The organism is Bacillus sp. CECT 9360 (genome assembly GCF_918741275.1).
Classification (GTDB): Bacteria; Bacillota; Bacilli; order Bacillales; family DSM-1321; genus Peribacillus.
Genome location: NZ_CAKKNA010000009.1, coordinates 137,424 through 154,446 on the forward strand (window position 1 = coordinate 137,424; position 17,023 = coordinate 154,446).

At 43.7% G+C, this 17,023-nt stretch carries 16 protein-coding genes; 12 read left to right on the forward strand and 4 right to left on the reverse strand.

What is annotated here, in order from left to right; genetic code table 11:
* Nucleotides 1-215: 215 nt before the first annotated feature.
* Together LQ216_RS12785 and LQ216_RS12790 are read left to right on the forward strand one after the other, a co-directional pair.
* Complete coding sequence (locus tag LQ216_RS12785; RefSeq protein ID WP_230129838.1) at nt 216-656, forward strand: SRPBCC family protein; 441 nt, start codon at nt 216-218, stop codon at nt 654-656.
* Nucleotides 657-780: 124 nt separating this feature from the next.
* Complete coding sequence (locus LQ216_RS12790; protein ID WP_230129840.1) at nt 781-1,518, forward strand: NAD-dependent protein deacylase; 738 nt, start codon at nt 781-783, stop codon at nt 1,516-1,518.
* A gap of 32 nt (nt 1,519-1,550) precedes the next feature.
* Here the strand turns inward: LQ216_RS12790 and LQ216_RS12795 are convergent, their stop codons facing one another.
* A complete protein-coding gene (locus tag LQ216_RS12795; protein ID WP_230129842.1) occupies nt 1,551-2,024 on the reverse strand; it encodes a DUF5668 domain-containing protein in 474 nt (157 codons plus the stop codon).
* A gap of 209 nt (nt 2,025-2,233) precedes the next feature.
* On the opposite strand from LQ216_RS12795, the gene hemA reads away from it, so the two are divergent.
* The 8 genes from hemA (at nt 2,234) to ysxE (ending at nt 11,251) form a co-directional block, all read left to right on the forward strand.
* Nucleotides 2,234-3,577, forward strand: a complete 1,344-nt coding sequence (gene hemA / locus LQ216_RS12800; RefSeq protein WP_230129844.1) for a glutamyl-tRNA reductase — start codon at nt 2,234-2,236, stop codon at nt 3,575-3,577.
* Nucleotides 3,578-3,585: 8 nt separating this feature from the next.
* Nucleotides 3,586-4,419, forward strand: coding sequence for a cytochrome c biogenesis protein (locus LQ216_RS12805; RefSeq protein ID WP_117307867.1), 834 nt, complete (start codon nt 3,586-3,588; stop codon nt 4,417-4,419).
* Nucleotides 4,420-4,428: 9 nt separating this feature from the next.
* A complete protein-coding gene (hemC, locus tag LQ216_RS12810) occupies nt 4,429-5,361 on the forward strand; it encodes a hydroxymethylbilane synthase (RefSeq protein WP_230129850.1) in 933 nt (310 codons plus the stop codon).
* Entirely contained in the window at nt 5,361-6,155 is a 795-nt protein-coding gene (locus LQ216_RS12815; RefSeq protein WP_230129851.1) for a uroporphyrinogen-III synthase, read from the forward strand. The genes hemC and LQ216_RS12815 overlap by 1 nt, the downstream gene beginning before the upstream one ends.
* Nucleotides 6,152-7,132, forward strand: coding sequence for a porphobilinogen synthase (hemB, locus tag LQ216_RS12820; RefSeq protein WP_230129852.1), 981 nt, complete (start codon nt 6,152-6,154; stop codon nt 7,130-7,132). The genes LQ216_RS12815 and hemB overlap by 4 nt, the downstream gene beginning before the upstream one ends.
* A 155-nt stretch (nt 7,133-7,287) precedes the next feature.
* Nucleotides 7,288-8,577 (forward strand): glutamate-1-semialdehyde 2,1-aminomutase, encoded by a 1,290-nt coding sequence (gene hemL, locus LQ216_RS12825; protein WP_230129853.1) that lies wholly within the window; start codon nt 7,288-7,290, stop codon nt 8,575-8,577.
* Nucleotides 8,578-8,860: 283 nt separating this feature from the next.
* Nucleotides 8,861-10,135: a stage VI sporulation protein D gene (spoVID, locus tag LQ216_RS12830; RefSeq protein WP_230129855.1), complete on the forward strand. Its 1,275-nt coding sequence runs from the start codon at nt 8,861-8,863 to the stop codon at nt 10,133-10,135.
* A gap of 72 nt (nt 10,136-10,207) precedes the next feature.
* A complete protein-coding gene (ysxE, locus tag LQ216_RS12835; RefSeq protein ID WP_230129857.1) occupies nt 10,208-11,251 on the forward strand; it encodes a spore coat protein YsxE in 1,044 nt (347 codons plus the stop codon).
* Nucleotides 11,252-11,255: 4 nt separating this feature from the next.
* Here ysxE and LQ216_RS12840 read toward each other — a convergent pair whose 3' ends face one another.
* Nucleotides 11,256-11,447: a hypothetical protein gene (locus tag LQ216_RS12840; RefSeq protein WP_230129859.1), complete on the reverse strand. Its 192-nt coding sequence runs from the start codon at nt 11,445-11,447 to the stop codon at nt 11,256-11,258.
* Between the two features lie 352 nt (nt 11,448-11,799).
* On the opposite strand from LQ216_RS12840, the gene LQ216_RS12845 reads away from it, so the two are divergent.
* Nucleotides 11,800-11,946 carry a hypothetical protein gene (locus tag LQ216_RS12845; protein ID WP_230129861.1) on the forward strand — a complete coding sequence of 49 codons (147 nt, stop codon included), beginning with the start codon at nt 11,800-11,802 and terminating at the stop codon, nt 11,944-11,946.
* 200 nt (nt 11,947-12,146) lie between these two features.
* The gene (locus LQ216_RS12850; RefSeq protein WP_230129865.1) at nt 12,147-14,795 is read left to right on the forward strand and encodes a valine--tRNA ligase; all 2,649 of its coding nucleotides are present in this window, start codon (nt 12,147-12,149) and stop codon (nt 14,793-14,795) included.
* Between the two features lie 456 nt (nt 14,796-15,251).
* Here the strand turns inward: LQ216_RS12850 and LQ216_RS12855 are convergent, their stop codons facing one another.
* Together LQ216_RS12855 and LQ216_RS12860 are read right to left on the reverse strand one after the other, a co-directional pair.
* Nucleotides 15,252-16,121, reverse strand: a complete 870-nt coding sequence (locus tag LQ216_RS12855) for an ATP-grasp domain-containing protein (protein ID WP_230129866.1) — start codon at nt 16,119-16,121, stop codon at nt 15,252-15,254.
* Nucleotides 16,114-17,016, reverse strand: coding sequence for a RimK family alpha-L-glutamate ligase (locus LQ216_RS12860; protein WP_230129867.1), 903 nt, complete (start codon nt 17,014-17,016; stop codon nt 16,114-16,116). The genes LQ216_RS12855 and LQ216_RS12860 overlap by 8 nt, the downstream gene beginning before the upstream one ends.
* Between the last annotated feature and the right edge of the window lie 7 nt (nt 17,017-17,023).

Genomic DNA, 17,023 nt, shown 5'->3' on the forward strand with positions numbered 1-17,023 from the left:
GCAGCGAGGTACGAGTGAGGAGGCTTGCCAGTTCGTCCGCGGAAAGCGAGTAGATTCCATGACCATTTGAAAATCAACAATGGAATTTAACAGAGCCAAAATTAAAAAGCTTGAACATTAATTCAACGTTACATTTCCAATGTGTATAATTTGTTTATTTAATTAATGATAATATGAAAGTATCATTTAATATACAGAAAGAGAGTGGATGTAGTATGGATACTCAAGTAACGGCAACATTTAAAATCCTCAAGCCAGCTAAGGAAGTGTTTGAAGCTATAGTAGACCCTGAAAAAGTCGGGAATTTTTGGTTCTCATCGAGTTCTGAAAGATGGGAACAAGGCAAAACGGTTACATTGAGATATAACGAATACGATGCTCAAGGGGATATAAAAGTATTGGAGATAGAGGACGATAAGAAAATCGTGTTCTCGTGGGGTGAGGATGGTCAAGAAACGGTTGTTACAATTACTCTGAAAGAGTCGGAAAATATGAGCACCATTATTGAAGTAAACGAATCAGGTTTGAAAGAAGATGACCCCGAAATCGTTAATAAAATGCTGGGGCAAAAAGAAGGCTGGGTGTATGTGTTAACTTGTTTAAAGGGGTATTTGGAAAATGGCGTTAATACTTTGAGAGGATCATTAATTCATTAGTTAAATAGCTATCGTAAAACAGGTGACTTTGTAATAGCTACTTTTTTTGCACCCTATGATAAAAAATTCGAGCCTTTTATCCGAATCGCCACAGGAGATTATAGTTTTAGGAGGTGACATGCCTTTGAATAAGCTGGAAAAAATAGACCAACTTAAGAACTGGATCGAGAAGGCTGAACGAATTGCCGTTTTGACAGGAGCCGGAGTCAGTACCGAAAGTGGTTTAAAGGATTTCAGATCCGAAGATGGAATGTTTACCTGTGATGAACCCATTGAATATTATTTATCCCGCGATTATTTTAACCGGAATCCTGAAGAGTTTTGGGAGAACTACAAGAAAATTTTTCAGCTGGAGCATTTACATACGTACGAGCCGAATCTTGCTCATGTTTTTTTTGCAGAGCTTGAGAGAAAAGGAAAAAGCGTCACCATCATTACCCAAAATGTAGACGGTCTGCACCAAAAAGCAGGAAGCACGAATGTGATTGAGGTCCATGGGACAGTTACAAAGGCGACATGTCCCAAGTGCAGCAAGACTTTCGATTTTGGACATATCATGAAGACAAATGTTCCGGTTTGTTCGGATTGTGGGCACGAAATATTAGATCCTGATATCGTGCTGTATGGGGATGCGATACACGGTTGGGATGAGGCGGAAACGAGCGTACGAAACGCTGACCTTTTCCTCGCCATGGGCACCTCCCTCTCGGTTACGCCGGTAAATATGTTCCCGGCCATTGCCGAACAGGCAGGTGTTCCACGTAAGGTATTGCTAAATAATGAACCGACAATCATGAATGCATATTTTGATTTATTCATTGAGGAAAAGCTGGGGGTTATCTTTCAGACAATCTCAAAATGAAAAACAGGACCAGGATAAAAAATCCGTGGTCCTTATTTCTTTTTAATAAAAATCACATAGGCACCGGCCGCTATCAGTACATAGGGCAGGAAGTTAAAGCCGGATTCCAAAAGACCCAGCCAACCAATAAGCTTGTCATAATATAACATGATAATGGCAATAACTAATAATAGAATTCCCTGCAGCATGCCGCCGTTCGTTTTTCTGGCGCGAAGGATCAGGCCGAGGGCGATGATCAATATAAAAATACCAATATGGTCCGGCCAAATTTGAAGCTTGTTCACGACATGAAAGTGAAAGCCGAATCCAAAAAGAATCACACCCGGGACTATCGCTTCATGATCTTTTCCAGCGTATGCCTGCCCTAAAAAAGCGAGGCCGACGATGCAAAGCAGGGTTGGCCATGTATAAAATCCAGGGAAGACTGCGAAATTGGATTGCTGAAGAAAAAAATAAAGCCCAAACCCGATTAAGATGGTTCCGGGAAAAATGCGCTGCGCTTTCATAATGACCTCCTATGTCAGTTTGATTACTTGAAGTTATCTATTATTTTTGATATGGTACTTTTGTATCGTATTGTCGAAATATGTACGGTTCATATACATAGTAGCACATGATTCACGAACTGTTCATAATTTTTTCAGTTTAAACACTATGTGCATGTTATAATAATATAGGTTTATATTTCAATCATTCTTGGGGGTGCAAAAAAGAAATGCATATTGTATCAATCGGACTAAACTATAAGACTGCCCCTGTAGAAATTCGTGAAAAACTTTCATTTGATGAAGCCGAACTTGCAGAGGCAATGAAGGCGTTAAAAAATAAAAAAAGCATTTTGGAGAACGTAATTGTCTCCACATGCAATAGAACGGAAATTTACGCTGTAGCAGATCAGCTGCATACAGCGCGATATTATATTAAAGAATTTCTTGCAGAATGGTTTAACATCGATCAGCAGGAATTTTCGCCATATCTCTTCATTTACGATGGAGACGGTGCGACCCAGCACTTATTCCAGGTCAGCTGCGGTTTAGATTCCATGATTCTTGGTGAAACGCAAATTCTTGGACAAGTCCGTTCGAGTTATTTGATTGCACAACAAGAAGGAACGATCGGAACCGTGTTCAACCATCTGTTCAAGCAGGCCCTGACTCTTGCGAAAAGAGCGCATGCTGAAACAGAGATCAATACGAATGCTGTTTCTGTCAGCTATGCTGCGGTGGAACTTGCTAAGAAGATATTCGGCAGCCTGAACGGCAAGAACGTTTTGATCCTAGGTGCCGGAAAAATGGGCGAACTGGCGATTCAGAATCTTCATAGCAATGGCGCGGACAACATTACGGTCATCAACCGGACGTACGAAAAAGCGGTTGCCCTTGCCGAACGTTTCTCCGGACATGCCAAACAGCTGCAGGAGCTTCAATGTGCCCTGGTTGACGCGGATATCTTAATTACCTCAACAGGCTCAAAGGAACTAGTCATCACCAATGAAATGATGACCTTTGTAAATAGCCTAAGAAAAGGTCGGCCTATTTTCATGGTCGATATCGCAGTGCCACGTGATCTGGATCCACAGCTTGCGGAGCATGAAAATGTGTTCCTTTATGATATCGATGATCTTGAAGGAATCGTAGAGGCCAATATGCAGGAACGGAAGAAAGCGGCTGAAAAGATCCTGCTGATGATCGAAGCGGAAATCGTTGAGTTCAATCAATGGTTAAACCTTCTAGGCGTTGTGCCTGTCATTTCGGCGCTTCGTGAAAAAGCGCTTGCTATTCAGACTGAGACGATGAACAGCATCGAAAGAAAGCTTCCGCATTTAAGCGAACGCGATAAAAAAGTGCTGAACAAGCACACAAAGAGCATCATTAACCAAATGCTTAAGGACCCAATCCTTTATGCAAAGGAATTGGCGGGCGAACAAAACGCTAATGATGCAATGAACCGATTTGTAAAAATCTTTGATTTAGAGGAAATCGCTGAGGCCGGGGCGGAGACTCCTCAAAAAGAGTCAGTTCCTATTGCAAAACTCAGTTCATTTCCCGTCAAGGCATAGGGGTTTATATGCTGGAATTATTGATGACAAGATTACATGAAGCTACCGTTATTTTGTATGCATTCAGTGTGCTCTTATACTTTACTGATTTTCTTCATAATAACCAGAAGGCAAATCGTATTGCCTTCTGGTTGCTTGCGATTGTTTGGGTTTTTCAAACAATTTTTTTATTTCTCTATATGTTTGAAACGGGCCGGTTTCCGGTTCTGACCATATTTGAAGGGCTTTATTTTTATGCCTGGATTCTCATCACCTTGTCATTAGTCATTAACAGGCTGCTGCGGGTGGACTTTATCGTCTTTTTCACGAATGTTCTCGGCTTTATCGTCATGGCGATCCATACGTTTGCTCCGGTCCAGATCGAATCGGCTGTGTTGGCAGAAAGGCTTGTATCGGAGCTCCTGCTTATCCATATAACAATGGCGATCTTTTCGTATGGTGCGTTTTCGCTGTCATTTGTTTTTTCGCTGCTTTATTTAATCCAATACGATCTGCTTAAAAGAAAGAAATGGGGCAAACGGCTTTTACGGCTGGGGGATTTGGCGAAGCTTGAGCAAGCGTCCTATATCCTTGCGGTCATAGGGGTGCCAATGCTTGGTATTGCGCTAATATTGGGTTTGCAATGGGCGTACATAAAAGTTCCCGACATCTTTTGGTATGATCCGAAGATTATCGGTTCGTTCGTTGTTCTGGCCGCCTATAGCGTGTATTTATATGTGAAAGTTCGGAAACAAATGTATGGGAAGACATTGGCTTATTGGAATATTGGTTCTTTTTTAATTGTGATCATCAACTTCTCCCTGTTTGGGAGTCTTTCAACCTTCCACTTTTGGAATACATAGGAGGAAATCATGAGAAAAATTATTGTCGGTTCCAGACGGAGCAAATTAGCAATCACCCAGACGAATTGGGTCATCGATCAATTGAAACAGCTTGGTGTTCCTTTTGAATTCGAAGTGAAAGAGATTGTGACAAAAGGGGATCAGATTCAGGATGTGACGCTTTCTAAAGTGGGCGGCAAGGGCCTTTTTGTAAAAGAAATCGAACAGGCGATGCTGAACAAAGAAATCGATATGGCTGTTCATAGCATGAAGGATATGCCCGCCGTGCTCCCGGACGGATTGACGATCGGCAGTATTCCTCCGAGGGAAGATTATCGAGATGCATTAATTTCAAAGAATCATATTCCATTCGAAGAGCTAAAGGAAGGGGCAGTCATCGGGACAAGCAGCCTGCGCCGCAGTGCACAGCTGCTTCACAGGCGACCGGACCTTGAGATTAAGTGGATTCGCGGCAATGTCGATACCCGCTTGGAAAAGCTGGCTAACGAAGACTATGATGCCATCATTTTAGCGGCGGCTGGCCTGTCCCGTCTCGGCTGGAAACAGGAAGTCGTAACACAGTTTCTGGAAGCCGACCTTTCTTTGCCTGCAGTTGGACAGGGAGCCCTTTCGATCGAGTGCCGAGAAGATGATCTGGAACTCCTTGCCGAGCTAAAAAAGCTGACCTGCGAGGAAACGAGATTGGCTGTCGAGGCGGAAAGAGCGTTTCTGGATAAAATGGAGGGCGGTTGCCAGGTACCGATCGCAGGACTCGGAACGGTTAAAGAAGATGGTGCGGTTTCTTTAGCCGCGCTCGTAGCCTCCCCGGACGGACAAACGATTTACAAAGAAGTCGTGGAAGGAAAGAATCCGATTGAAGTAGGAAAGGAAGCCGCCCGCTTATTAAGCGGAAGAGGCGCGAAAGAATTGATTGACCGGGTGAAACAGGAGTTAGATCAGTAATGCATAAGGGCAAGCCTTTAAAAGGATTGAATGTCCTGGTTACCAGAGGGGAAGAGCAGTCGGCAGAGATGATTGAGACAATTGCTGCAAACGGAGGGATCCCGCACGCGATTCCTCTCATTGACTTTGTTCCAGTGTCCAGGAAGATAGACCAACTCGCTTGTCTGGATGACTATGAGTGGCTCGTCTTCACAAGCCGAAACGGTGTGGAGTTTTTCTTTCGCTTGTTGGAACAAGTGACAAAACCGACCAGGATGCCTAAAATGGCAGTCATAGGGAATAAAACAAAAGAAGCGCTTGAGAGATTCGGATTTCTTCCTGATTTTATACCTGATGAATTTGTGGCTGAGGCGTTTGCCATGCAATTCGTCGAGCATTTAGATCAAAATGAGAAGGTACTGATCGCAAAGGGAAACCTTGCCCGTTCCGTTATTTGCGATGAAATTAACCGTTACGGGGCGGTTTGTGAAGAAATCATCGTCTATGAAACAATATTTCCGGCAGCAAGTGAGCGTTTATTGATTGAATTGCTGCAGATTGGAAAAATTGATATTGTTACGTTTACGAGTTCTTCGACGGTTGATCATTTTATCGAAGTTGTGAAAAAGCATGGAATGCGGAAGGAAGCTGAGAAGCTTATAGTTGCTTGCATCGGACCGATAGCCAAAAAAACCGCAGAAAACCGTGGCCTGGTTGTCGATATTTGTCCTAAACATGAATATACTGGTAACGCAATGATAGAATCGTTGATACAATATTTGCAAGATAAGAATGATAAGGAGGAAAGAAAATGAGTAACCTTCGATTTAACCGCCATCGCCGCTTGCGTTCAAGCGAAAGCATGAGAGCGTTGGTACGTGAAACCTATCTCCATAAGGAAGATTTGATTTATCCGCTTTTTGTCATAGACGGGGAGCAAGTGAGAAATGAAATCTCCTCCATGCCTGGCGTTTTTCAACTATCAATGGATAATTTGCAGGCTGAAATGGAAGAAGTGACAGGCCTTGGGATTAAATCTGTCATTCTGTTCGGTGTACCCCATGAACACGATAAGGATGAACAGGGAACAGGTGCGTTCGACCATAACGGACTCGTTCAGCAGGCGACCCGTCTGATTAAGAAAGAATTCCCGGATGTCATCGTTATTGCTGATACTTGCTTATGCGAATACACAAGCCATGGGCATTGCGGCATCGTCGAAGACGGGAAAATCTTGAATGATGCCTCGCTTGATATGCTCGCGAAAACGGCAGTCAGCCAGGCTGAAGCGGGAGCGGACATCATCGCGCCTTCCAACATGATGGACGGGTTTGTTGCAGCGATTCGCGCCGGATTGGACGAAGCGGGCTATATCGATATTCCAATCATGTCTTATGCCGTGAAATATTCATCTGCCTATTATGGACCATTCCGTGAAGCAGCAAACGGTGCTCCGCAATTCGGGGACCGGAAAACCTATCAAATGGATCCGGCCAACCGCATGGAAGCGTTCCGGGAAGCGGAGTCGGATGTCATGGAAGGCGCCGATTTTCTGATTGTCAAACCGGCTCTATCATATATGGATATCATCCGGGACGTGAAAAATAATTTTACCCTCCCGGTTGTTGCCTATAATGTGAGCGGAGAGTATTCGATGGTGAAAGGCGCGGCCTTGAATGGATGGATTGATGAAAAGGCAATCGTCACGGAAATGTTAACAGGCATGAAACGAGCAGGAGCTGATTTGATCATTACGTATTTCGCCAAAGATGTTGCTCGTTGGATAAAGTGAAACTTCCATCGGTTCATCCCCCACCGATGGTTAGTTGAACCAATCGCACTTTTACGGGCAGTTATTCCCCCACTTATCCTTGTTTTTCCATGTGGGGGGGCTTACTGCCCGTTAAAGCGGGATAAACGAAGAGAAATAGTCGAGGAGATGAATGTATGCGTTCTTATGAAAAATCGAAGCAGGCTTTTGCAGAAGCTGTGAACTTGATGCCTGGGGGTGTAAACAGCCCGGTACGCGCGTTTAAATCAGTCGATATGGACCCCATTTTTATGGAAAGGGGCAAGGGCTCTAAGATATATGACATTGATGGAAACGAATATATTGATTATGTCCTTTCTTGGGGGCCGTTGATTTTAGGGCATACAAATGACAGAGTTGTAGAGGCATTGAAAAAGGTGGCTGAAACGGGGACAAGCTTCGGGGCTTCCACTTTGATTGAAAATAAATTGGCACAGCTGGTCATCGACAGAGTGCCTTCCATTGAAATGATTCGGATGGTATCTTCAGGCACGGAGGCGACAATGAGCGCCCTTCGTTTGGCCCGCGGCTACACAGGACGCAATAAAATCCTTAAATTTGAAGGCTGCTATCACGGCCATGGCGATTCGCTGCTGATCAAAGCTGGTTCCGGTGTCGCTACACTCGGTTTGCCGGACAGCCCCGGTGTACCTGAGGGGACAGCGAAGAACACGATTACGGTTCCGTACAATGACCTGGAAAGCGTGAGAGTTGCTTTCGAACAATACGGTGATGACATCGCCGGTATCATTGTTGAACCAGTTGCAGGCAACATGGGCGTCGTGCCGCCACAGCCGGGATTTTTGGAAGGGCTCCGTGAAATCACGAAAAATAATGGCTCGCTACTTATTTTTGATGAGGTCATGACCGGTTTCCGTGTCGGCTATAACTGCGCGCAAGGCTACTTTGGCGTCGATCCCGATATTACCTGTCTTGGCAAAGTAATCGGCGGCGGTCTCCCAGTAGGGGCTTTCGGCGGCAAGAAAGAAATCATGGAACAAATCGCTCCGAGCGGTTCGATTTACCAAGCGGGAACCTTATCGGGAAATCCCCTAGCGATGACTGCTGGATATGAAACGCTTAGCCAATTAACACCGGAAGTGTATGAGGAATTTAAGCGAAAAGGTGATCTGCTTGAGGAAGGCATCGGCGCCGCAGCGAAGAAATATGATATCCCGCATACGTTTAACCGTGCCGGCTCGATGATTGGTCTGTTCTTTACGAATGAAAATGTCATCAATTACGAAACGGCCAAAACTTCGGACTTGAACTTCTTCGGCACATATTATCGTGAAATGGCGGAACAAGGAGTATATTTGCCTCCGTCCCAATTCGAGGGGCTGTTTCTGTCCACCGCACATTCAGATAAAGATATTGAAAAAACGATTGCTGCAGCTGAAAAGGCATTCTCTAAGCTGAAAAAATAATGGAATGTAAGGGTCTTTCTTTTATCGAGTGGATGATAAAGGAAGGACCTTTTTTTATTTGGTGTTACAGGGAAAATATGGACTCGAACGAAAATTTTTTAATTTAAACGAAAATGCAGTTCATTTAAACGAAACTCCATCCCATTTAAATGAAACTCAAAAATGTCGACTTACTCCTCTGCTTATCCTTATTCTCATAGATGTCATAAATAATTTTATTGCTTCATAGATTGTTAATGGCATAGTCATTGTTTTTCTAAGGATATGAGAGGAGGAGTTCTTTTTGTCGAAAGAAAATCAATCGTATTTACGATTTTCATTAGAAGAAGCCATTTGGTTTCAGAAGGGACAGGAAGTTGCTGAGCTTTATTCGATTTCGCTGGACCCAAACATTACAATCCAGGAAAGAGATCAATATGTCGTGATTAAAGGGACACTTGATTTAAGCGGGGAATACAAAGAGGAACAGCGCACCGGAGAATCAGAACCTATAAATTACATCCAAAACTATCATCCAAAGACAATCCAGGAAGTAAACAGAGGGGAAAATGACGTTAATGTTTTTACCCACTGCTTTCCGGTGGATATCACCATTCCCTATAATAGAATCCATTCGATTGAGGATGTCGATGTAGAGATCCAAACTTTCGATTATACACTGCCAGAAAAGAATTGCCTGAAGCTACAGGCTGATTTGCTAATCACCGGCATCTACAAGGAACAGCAAACTGATACATCAGATGAAGAGGAAGAGATTGACCGGGGAAATGAATTAGAACAATCGGAAGAAAATCCTGAAGAAGTGCACTTTAGTGTATATCCGGACCCTCAGGAAAATGAGGATGAACAAATGGAGCCCCGTATCGTCAACGAAGAAGAGGAAGGAGGACCAATTCCATATATCAATGAAGATGCATTTGAGAAGCAGGTCAGAGACTCGAGTCTGGAGGAAGAAGAAGTATATCCAGCAGAGCCACCAGTTAATGAGGATTTGTACGCTCCGTTTTTTGCAGAAGCAAAGAAACTCCCGGAAGATGAAAGATTGGAAGAGACAGAACCTGTTGCACTAAGCATTCCTGTATTTGAAATTCCGGTAGAACCAATACAGGTAGAAAGTGAAACAATGAATAGAGAACATCCCTTGACCGATATCCAACAAGAAAGCGAAGAAGATATCGAGTTGGAACAGGAACATTATTCTCATACAGAACAAGAACAGAAGCCTGAAGTGCAAGAGCAAAATGATTATGCACCCATTTTAAATCTTGCAAGAAAAAAAGATACATCTGCTGCTTCTGAAAACGAGGAAAAAGAAAGAACGCATGAAAAAGATGCTGAACAGGTTTCACTTATGGATTTCTTTGGCCGAAAACAGGAAGAGGAATTAACAAAGGTGAAAGTGTGCATTGTCCAGGAAGGAGATACACTTTCCACCTTGGCGGATCGTTATGATATCAGCGTCCAATCGATTCAAAGCAGGAATTCCCTTGATCCGGGTCAAGACGTATATGAGGGTCAGGTGCTTTACATCCCAAAGACAGCGAAAGTTAAATTGTAAGCAAAAGAGCAGAGACGGAGCGCTCTGCTCTGCTGTTTTTTTATTTCATTATCATGAAGGCGAGTGGATCTCGTGAATAAAAACGAGAATCAAATCAATGAAACGGAAGCCATTTTACGTCATTATGCGTTAAAGGTAAAGTACGTGGAGAACTTCGGCAAAGTAAAAAAGGTGTATAGTGATAATGGCGTTTTTGCTTTGAAGGAAATTTCTCCACATGCAGGAATCGATTTTATCAAAAGTATTCAGCACTTATATCAACGGGGCTTCAACCGGATTGTCCCGATTTACCCGGCGATGGACGGTAGATACGCGATTCTTGAAAAAGGCAGATTGTATTATTTGATGCCCTGGCTGTTGAATCAAGAAACAGATGAGCGAGACCAACGTCATATGCAATTATTCAGGGAGCTTGCGAGAATGCATACTCTTTCCGTAAAAGAGGTGCCGGTCAGCCAAGAAGAAAGGGAAGAACATTTCGAACGGACGGCTGAGCACTGGAAGAAGCAGCGCGATTTTATTGAAGAATTCGTCCGCAGCAGTGAGAAGAAGTGGTATATGTCCCCATTCGAGCTTTTGTTCTGTATGTACTTCTCAGACATTTTACAGGCTTTGAACTATGCAGAGAAAAAGCTGGGAGAGTGGTTTGAGAGGACAAAGAATGATGAAAAAGTCAGAAGCGTCGTTACCCACGGCAAGCTCGCGATTCAACATTTTATTTATGATGACAGAGGCTATGGGCATTTTATAAATTTTGAAAATTCCAAGATAGCTCCGCCTCATTTTGATTTACTGCCTTTTTTGGTTTCATCGGCAAGGACTTATCCGACCGAGTATGAAGATGGCGTCAATTGGATTTACAATTACCTTAAATATTTCCCGATGAAAGAAGAGGAAATGTTATTGTTCCAAAGCTATTTAGCTTATCCGGGATCATCCATTCAAAGCGTAAGGAATTACTTTGATAAAAAAGGAGATAAAACAGAATTATATTATGTCAGCCAGCTACAGCGGCAATATTGGCTTTTAAAAAATACGGAGTATATGGTTATGAAAATCGAAGAAATCGAACAACAAAAAAAAGCGGCTGCTCAAGCTGAACAGACGCCAGGCTAAAGAACTATATGAGTTGAAGATGAATGGCAACCGCAATAACAATTAATATAGCGAGCAACAGGATATCTATGGCTGTCGGAAGCAATAATGTTCGGATTCCCTGGAATACCGTAATAGGGATGATGAATTGTGCACATACGCGGCGTGTGGTCCTGAGCCACGGGGGCAAAGCATACGGAGAGTATCTTCGTTTCATTTAACATCCATCCTTCTGATCTTAATAAACCATAATAGCATCTTATGTCCGCAGGATGGAAAATGTGACTTTTGTCTATCACAGACCGCCAGGCCTCTGTATAGAATATTAGAAAAATGGAAAAGATTATTGACTAGACAACAAGTTATTCTGTACTATATTAATTGAACTGAAGAAGCATAAATGAATAGATAAAAACTATGAACAGGAATAGTAAGGTGTTTATACCGCTTATCAGAGAGTGAAACCATTAGCTGTGAGGTTTCTAAGCCGTACCATCAGAAGTCGCCTGTGAGTTGTGTCCGTGAAAAATTGCCCAAATTAGAGAGTCTTATTTTCTCTATGAGTACTGGTGTCTAGCTACAGCGCCCAGCCGCTCGGGGTCATAAGCCACCCTGCTTCAGAAATCAGGATTTCCTGCACAGTGCGTCTTATGCCTGTCGCACTTGTCCAGGATGGACTGGCGTCGACGTTTGCCACAGGACGTGGCAGGTATTAGACGACGATCCTTGATTGCAGGGCGCTTACGCATTTCATAGCGGTCACCGGTAAAGAGCCGTTATTTCATTTGAGAGCCGGGCAAGAATCGTGTTTTGATTCTGATTCGGAAAAAAGGTGGCACCGCGAACAACTTCCTTCGTCCTTTTATGGACCAGGAAGTTTTTTTATTTTCGTCAGACTGATATAGGAGGAAATAGTATGGAAGAGAAAGAACAAATGCCGACTAAGTATGACCCGCAAACAATTGAAAAAGGCCGTTATAAATGGTGGCAGGATGGAAAATTTTTTGAAGCGAAAAGCGATAATAATAAGCAGCCGTATACAATCGTGATTCCTCCTCCAAACGTAACGGGGAAGCTGCATCTGGGCCATGCCTGGGATACGACGTTGCAGGATATTTTAACCCGGATGAAACGAATGCAGGGGTACGATGTATTATGGCTTCCAGGAATGGATCATGCCGGGATTGCGACACAGGCCAAGGTGGAAGAAAAGCTGCGCAGCGGGGGAAAAAGCCGTTATGACTTAGGCCGTGAGAAATTTCTTGAAGAAACATGGAAATGGAAAGAAGAATATGCAAACCATATCCGTGAACAATGGTCAAAGCTCGGGTTAGGGCTTGATTATTCAAGAGAACGGTTCACGCTGGATGAAGGACTTTCAAAAGCGGTTCGCGAGGTTTTCGTATCTCTTTATAACAAAGGCTTGATCTACCGTGGCGAATACATCATCAACTGGGATCCGTCCACGAAAACGGCTCTTTCTGATATTGAGGTTATTTACAAGGATGTGCAAGGCGCCTTCTATCATATGAAATATCCGCTTGCAGATGGATCCGGACATATTGAAATCGCGACGACCCGTCCGGAAACGATGCTCGGCGATACAGCCGTTGCTGTACACCCTGAGGATGATCGTTACAAGCATCTGATTGGGAAAAACGTCATCCTGCCGATAACGGGTAGAGAAATTCCAATCGTTGGAGACGATTATGTGGAAATGGATTTCGGTTCCGGAGCGGTAAAAATCACCCCGGCTCATGATCCAAACGATTTTGAAATCGGCAACCGCCATAACCTGGAGAGAATTCTTGTCATGAATGAAGACGGAACAATGAACGGCAGAGCGGGAAAATACGATGGCATGGATCGGTTCGAATGTCGCAAGCAAATCGTCAAAGACCTGCAGGAGGATGGTGTTCTCTTTAAGATTGAGGACCATCTTCACTCCGTTGGCCATTCGGAGCGAAGTGGAGCGGTTGTAGAGCCCTATCTTTCGACGCAATGGTTCGTCAAGATGCAGCCTTTGGCCGATGAAGCTGTCGCGCTTCAACAAAAGTCAGACAGCGAGAAGGTTCATTTCATACCCGATCGTTTCGAGAAAACCTATTTGCACTGGATGGAAAACATCCGTGATTGGTGTATCTCCCGCCAGCTATGGTGGGGCCACCGGATTCCTGCCTGGTACCATAAGGAAACAGGTGAAGTATTTGTGGGGCAAGTTGCGCCTGCGGACATTGAAAACTGGGAACAGGACAACGATGTTTTGGATACATGGTTCAGCTCAGCGTTATGGCCTTTCTCTACAATGGGCTGGCCCGATACGGAATCAGCCGATTACAATCGGTACTATCCGACTGCAGCCCTTGTGACCGGATATGATATCATCTTTTTCTGGGTATCCCGGATGATTTTCCAAGGACTAGAATTCACTGGTGAACGTCCATTCAAAGATGTGCTCATTCACGGGCTTGTCCGTGACGAACAGGGACGTAAGATGAGTAAATCCCTTGGCAACGGCGTCGACCCAATGGAAGTGATCGATCAATATGGTGCCGACTCCCTAAGGTATTTCTTGTCGACCGGAAGCTCACCGGGACAGGATTTGCGCTACAGTACCGATAAAGTGGAAGCTATCTGGAACTTTGCCAACAAGATATGGAATGCCTCCCGTTTCGCTCTAATGAACATGGAAGGACTCAAGTATGAAGAAATTGATTTATCCGGTGAGAAATCGGTTGCAGATAAATGGATTTTGACTCGCTTAAATGAAACCATTGAAACAGTATCAAGACTTGCCGATAAGTATGAATTCGGAGAAGTCGGCCGTGTGCTTTATAACTTTATCTGGGATGACTTCTGTGACTGGTATATTGAAATGGCGAAGCTTCCGCTCTACGGGGAGGATGAGGCCGCCAAGAAAACAACCCGGTCGATTTTGGCTTATGTCTTAGATAACACGATGAGATTGCTTCACCCATTCATGCCGTTTATTACCGAGGAAATTTGGCAGAACCTGCCGCATAAGGGTGAATCAATTACGACAGCTGCTTGGCCGGGGGTGAACAGAGAACTTACAGATACAGAAGCAGCTGAAGAAATGAAGCTGCTTGTGGAGATTATCCGCTCTGTTCGAAATATTCGTGCTGAGGTAAATACGCCGATGAGCAAGAAGATTAAGCTGATTTTGAAAGCGAAGGACGAAGCGACATTAAACAAGTTAAATAAAAACAGCGCCTATATTGAGCGCTTCTGTAATCCTGAAGAATTAACAATCGGTATAGAAGTCGAAGAGCCGGGACAGGCCATGACAGCTGTCGTAACCGGGGTCGAGCTGATTTTACCGCTCCAAGGCTTAATCAATATCGATGAAGAAATCAACCGTCTCGAAAAAGAACTCGATAAACTGAACAAAGAAGTAGACCGCGTTCAGAAAAAACTAGGCAACGAAGGCTTTGTGAAAAAAGCTCCTGCAAACGTGATTGAAGAAGAACGTGCGAAGGAAAAGGATTACAGCGAAAAGCGTGATGCCGTAATCCGCAGAATCAGTGAATTGAAGCAGATGTAATAGAGAAAGGATGAACCGGCTTGCGGTTCATCCTTTTTTAGATGGATTGGAATTGTGAGCAGAGCTCTTTTTTGATTTTACAATGGATTATCAGAATTTACGCAGTGGTAATCGAAATTTACTAGCGGTAATTAGAATTTACGAGCGGTGATCGGAATTTACGAGCGGTAATTGAAATTTACGAGCGGTAATCAGAATTTACGAGCGGTAATTAGAAATTACGAGCGGCAATCAGAAATTACGAGCGGTAATCGAAATTTACGAGCGGTAATCAGAAATTACGAGCGGTAATCGAAATTTACGAGCGGCAATCAGAAATTACGAGCGGTAATCGAAATTTACGAGCGGCAATCAGAAATTACGAGCGGTAATCGAAATTTACGAGCGGCCATCAGAAATTACGAGCGGTAATCGAAATTCACGAGCGCATACCAAAATATGACCAATCTCCAGAATTCACGAGTAATCCGGCTCCATCGTCATTTCTTTTTTGATATGTAACATATATTCCCGGACGATATTTATCTTTGATAGAGCACTCAACGTCCTGCTTCCGACTATATCCTCGATTTCGTTTAACCAAAAGCTGCCTTCCTCTGAAAATACAAAATCAATGCCAACCATGCCAAAATCAATTGTGTTGATAATCTTTTCAATCAGGTCTTTTTCCTGATCGGATAGCTTATATAGCGAAGCGCTGCCGCCGAGGGTGAAGTTTGCTTTGAAATCTGTTTGTGACTGTCTTAAAACCGCAGCGATTATTTTCTTGCCAACAACAAAAACCCGGACATCTTTCCCTAGTACACCAGGTTTTTGAATGATCCATTGACCTGGCATCCCTTTTAGTGCGTCTTCATCCGCTTCGTTTTCAATGAGAAATACCTGTTTTCCGCCACGGGCGGAGACTTCCTTCGCGATGTAAGGATACTGCAATGGAACATCATTACAGGTAAAGGTATTTCCTGGGCAGTAAATGGTATCGGCCATTGGAATGCCAAGCGGCGCCATATATTGATGGGTTTTTGCTTTGTTGTTACATATTTCGGAAACTAGTGACGAATTAAAGCATTTTATCCCGAGCAGCTCCAGTTGCCTGGTGAATAGGGGATCGATCGTCCGGATGATGGCAAAGGAAGGCAAATCCGCCGCTTTTCCTTGATGAAAAATTGCCAGTTTCGAATTACAATGTCCGAGAGCAAAATCTTCACGGTAACATAGTGTCAAGTTCATATCTAACTGCTTTGCCTCCTCAATCATCCATTGGATATAAGATTGATTCCGTTTAGCGTCTTCAAAGGAATAGATCAGCCAGCCGAGTTCATTCATTTCGTTTTTCCGCCTCTTCTTGTAAGATGTAATCGATCATATAATCGGCAACGTTAACTCCTGTACAATCATAAATATTTAACAAATGCGAATTCGAATTAACTTCACAAAGCAATGGACCGCGCTCTCCAAACAATAAATCAATTCCCGCGAAATCGATTCCAAGGATGTCGGCACATGTAACGGCTAGTTCGATTTCTTCAGGAGTCGGGTTATACGCTAGCATTTTTCCTCCATTCGTTACGTTTGCGCGAAAATCAGTTTCAGAAGTTCTGAGCATCGAAGCAACCACCTTGCCCCCGACAACATTGAGACGGATATCCCTGCCCTTGCTGCTTTTTACAAACTCCTGCAGGATAAAAGGTTTATGGGCGATGTTTCTTACCAATTCTAGTAATTCCGTTTCGTTCTGAGCAAGATAAACCTGCTCGCCGAAGGAGCCATACGCTTCTTTAATGACCAACGGATAACCGAGGTCTTGTCCGATATTCTTAAATGCCTGAAAGTCCTCCCGCTGGATGCCTTCATATGTAAAAGGCGGAAATACGGTTCTCGGCATTGGAATCCCGTGGTTAGCGAGAGCTTGATGTGTTTTGGCCTTGCTGTCACAGACTTCGATAGAAGCACTTCCGTTATAGACAGGAATGCCCATCATCTCCAAGTGACGCGCCAATTGTATATCTTTGTCCATGAAAATGATAAAATCAGGAAGCGAATCGGAGAAGCTGCCTTTTAATCTTGGTATTCCATTATCAAGCACAGCAATTAATTCCGTATGGCGGACGATGCTGGTAGAAACCTTTTTTCTCTCTGCGGCGTCTTTCATAAAAATCGCCAGATCAGAGAATTTTTTTTGTTGCAAATAGCCGTTTACGACAATCCAACAACCACTCATACTGGAA

Excerpts from the sequence above, each read along its gene's own strand:
- LQ216_RS12785 (WP_230129838.1), top strand. The coding sequence starts at position 216 with ATGGATACTCAAGTAACGGCAACATTTAAAATCCTCAAGCCAGCTAAG.
- LQ216_RS12795 (WP_230129842.1), bottom strand. The coding sequence starts at position 2,024 with ATGAAAGCGCAGCGCATTTTTCCCGGAACCATCTTAATCGGGTTTGGG.
- hemA (WP_230129844.1), top strand. The coding sequence starts at position 2,234 with ATGCATATTGTATCAATCGGACTAAACTATAAGACTGCCCCTGTAGAA.
- LQ216_RS12805 (WP_117307867.1), top strand. The coding sequence starts at position 3,586 with ATGCTGGAATTATTGATGACAAGATTACATGAAGCTACCGTTATTTTG.
- hemC (WP_230129850.1), top strand. The coding sequence starts at position 4,429 with ATGAGAAAAATTATTGTCGGTTCCAGACGGAGCAAATTAGCAATCACC.
- LQ216_RS12815 (WP_230129851.1), top strand. The coding sequence starts at position 5,361 with ATGCATAAGGGCAAGCCTTTAAAAGGATTGAATGTCCTGGTTACCAGA.
- hemB (WP_230129852.1), top strand. The coding sequence starts at position 6,152 with ATGAGTAACCTTCGATTTAACCGCCATCGCCGCTTGCGTTCAAGCGAA.
- hemL (WP_230129853.1), top strand. The coding sequence starts at position 7,288 with ATGCGTTCTTATGAAAAATCGAAGCAGGCTTTTGCAGAAGCTGTGAAC.
- LQ216_RS12840 (WP_230129859.1), bottom strand. The coding sequence starts at position 11,447 with ATGAAACGAAGATACTCTCCGTATGCTTTGCCCCCGTGGCTCAGGACC.
- LQ216_RS12850 (WP_230129865.1), top strand. The coding sequence starts at position 12,147 with ATGGAAGAGAAAGAACAAATGCCGACTAAGTATGACCCGCAAACAATT.
- LQ216_RS12855 (WP_230129866.1), bottom strand. The coding sequence starts at position 16,121 with ATGAATGAACTCGGCTGGCTGATCTATTCCTTTGAAGACGCTAAACGG.
- LQ216_RS12860 (WP_230129867.1), bottom strand. The coding sequence starts at position 17,016 with ATGAGTGGTTGTTGGATTGTCGTAAACGGCTATTTGCAACAAAAAAAA.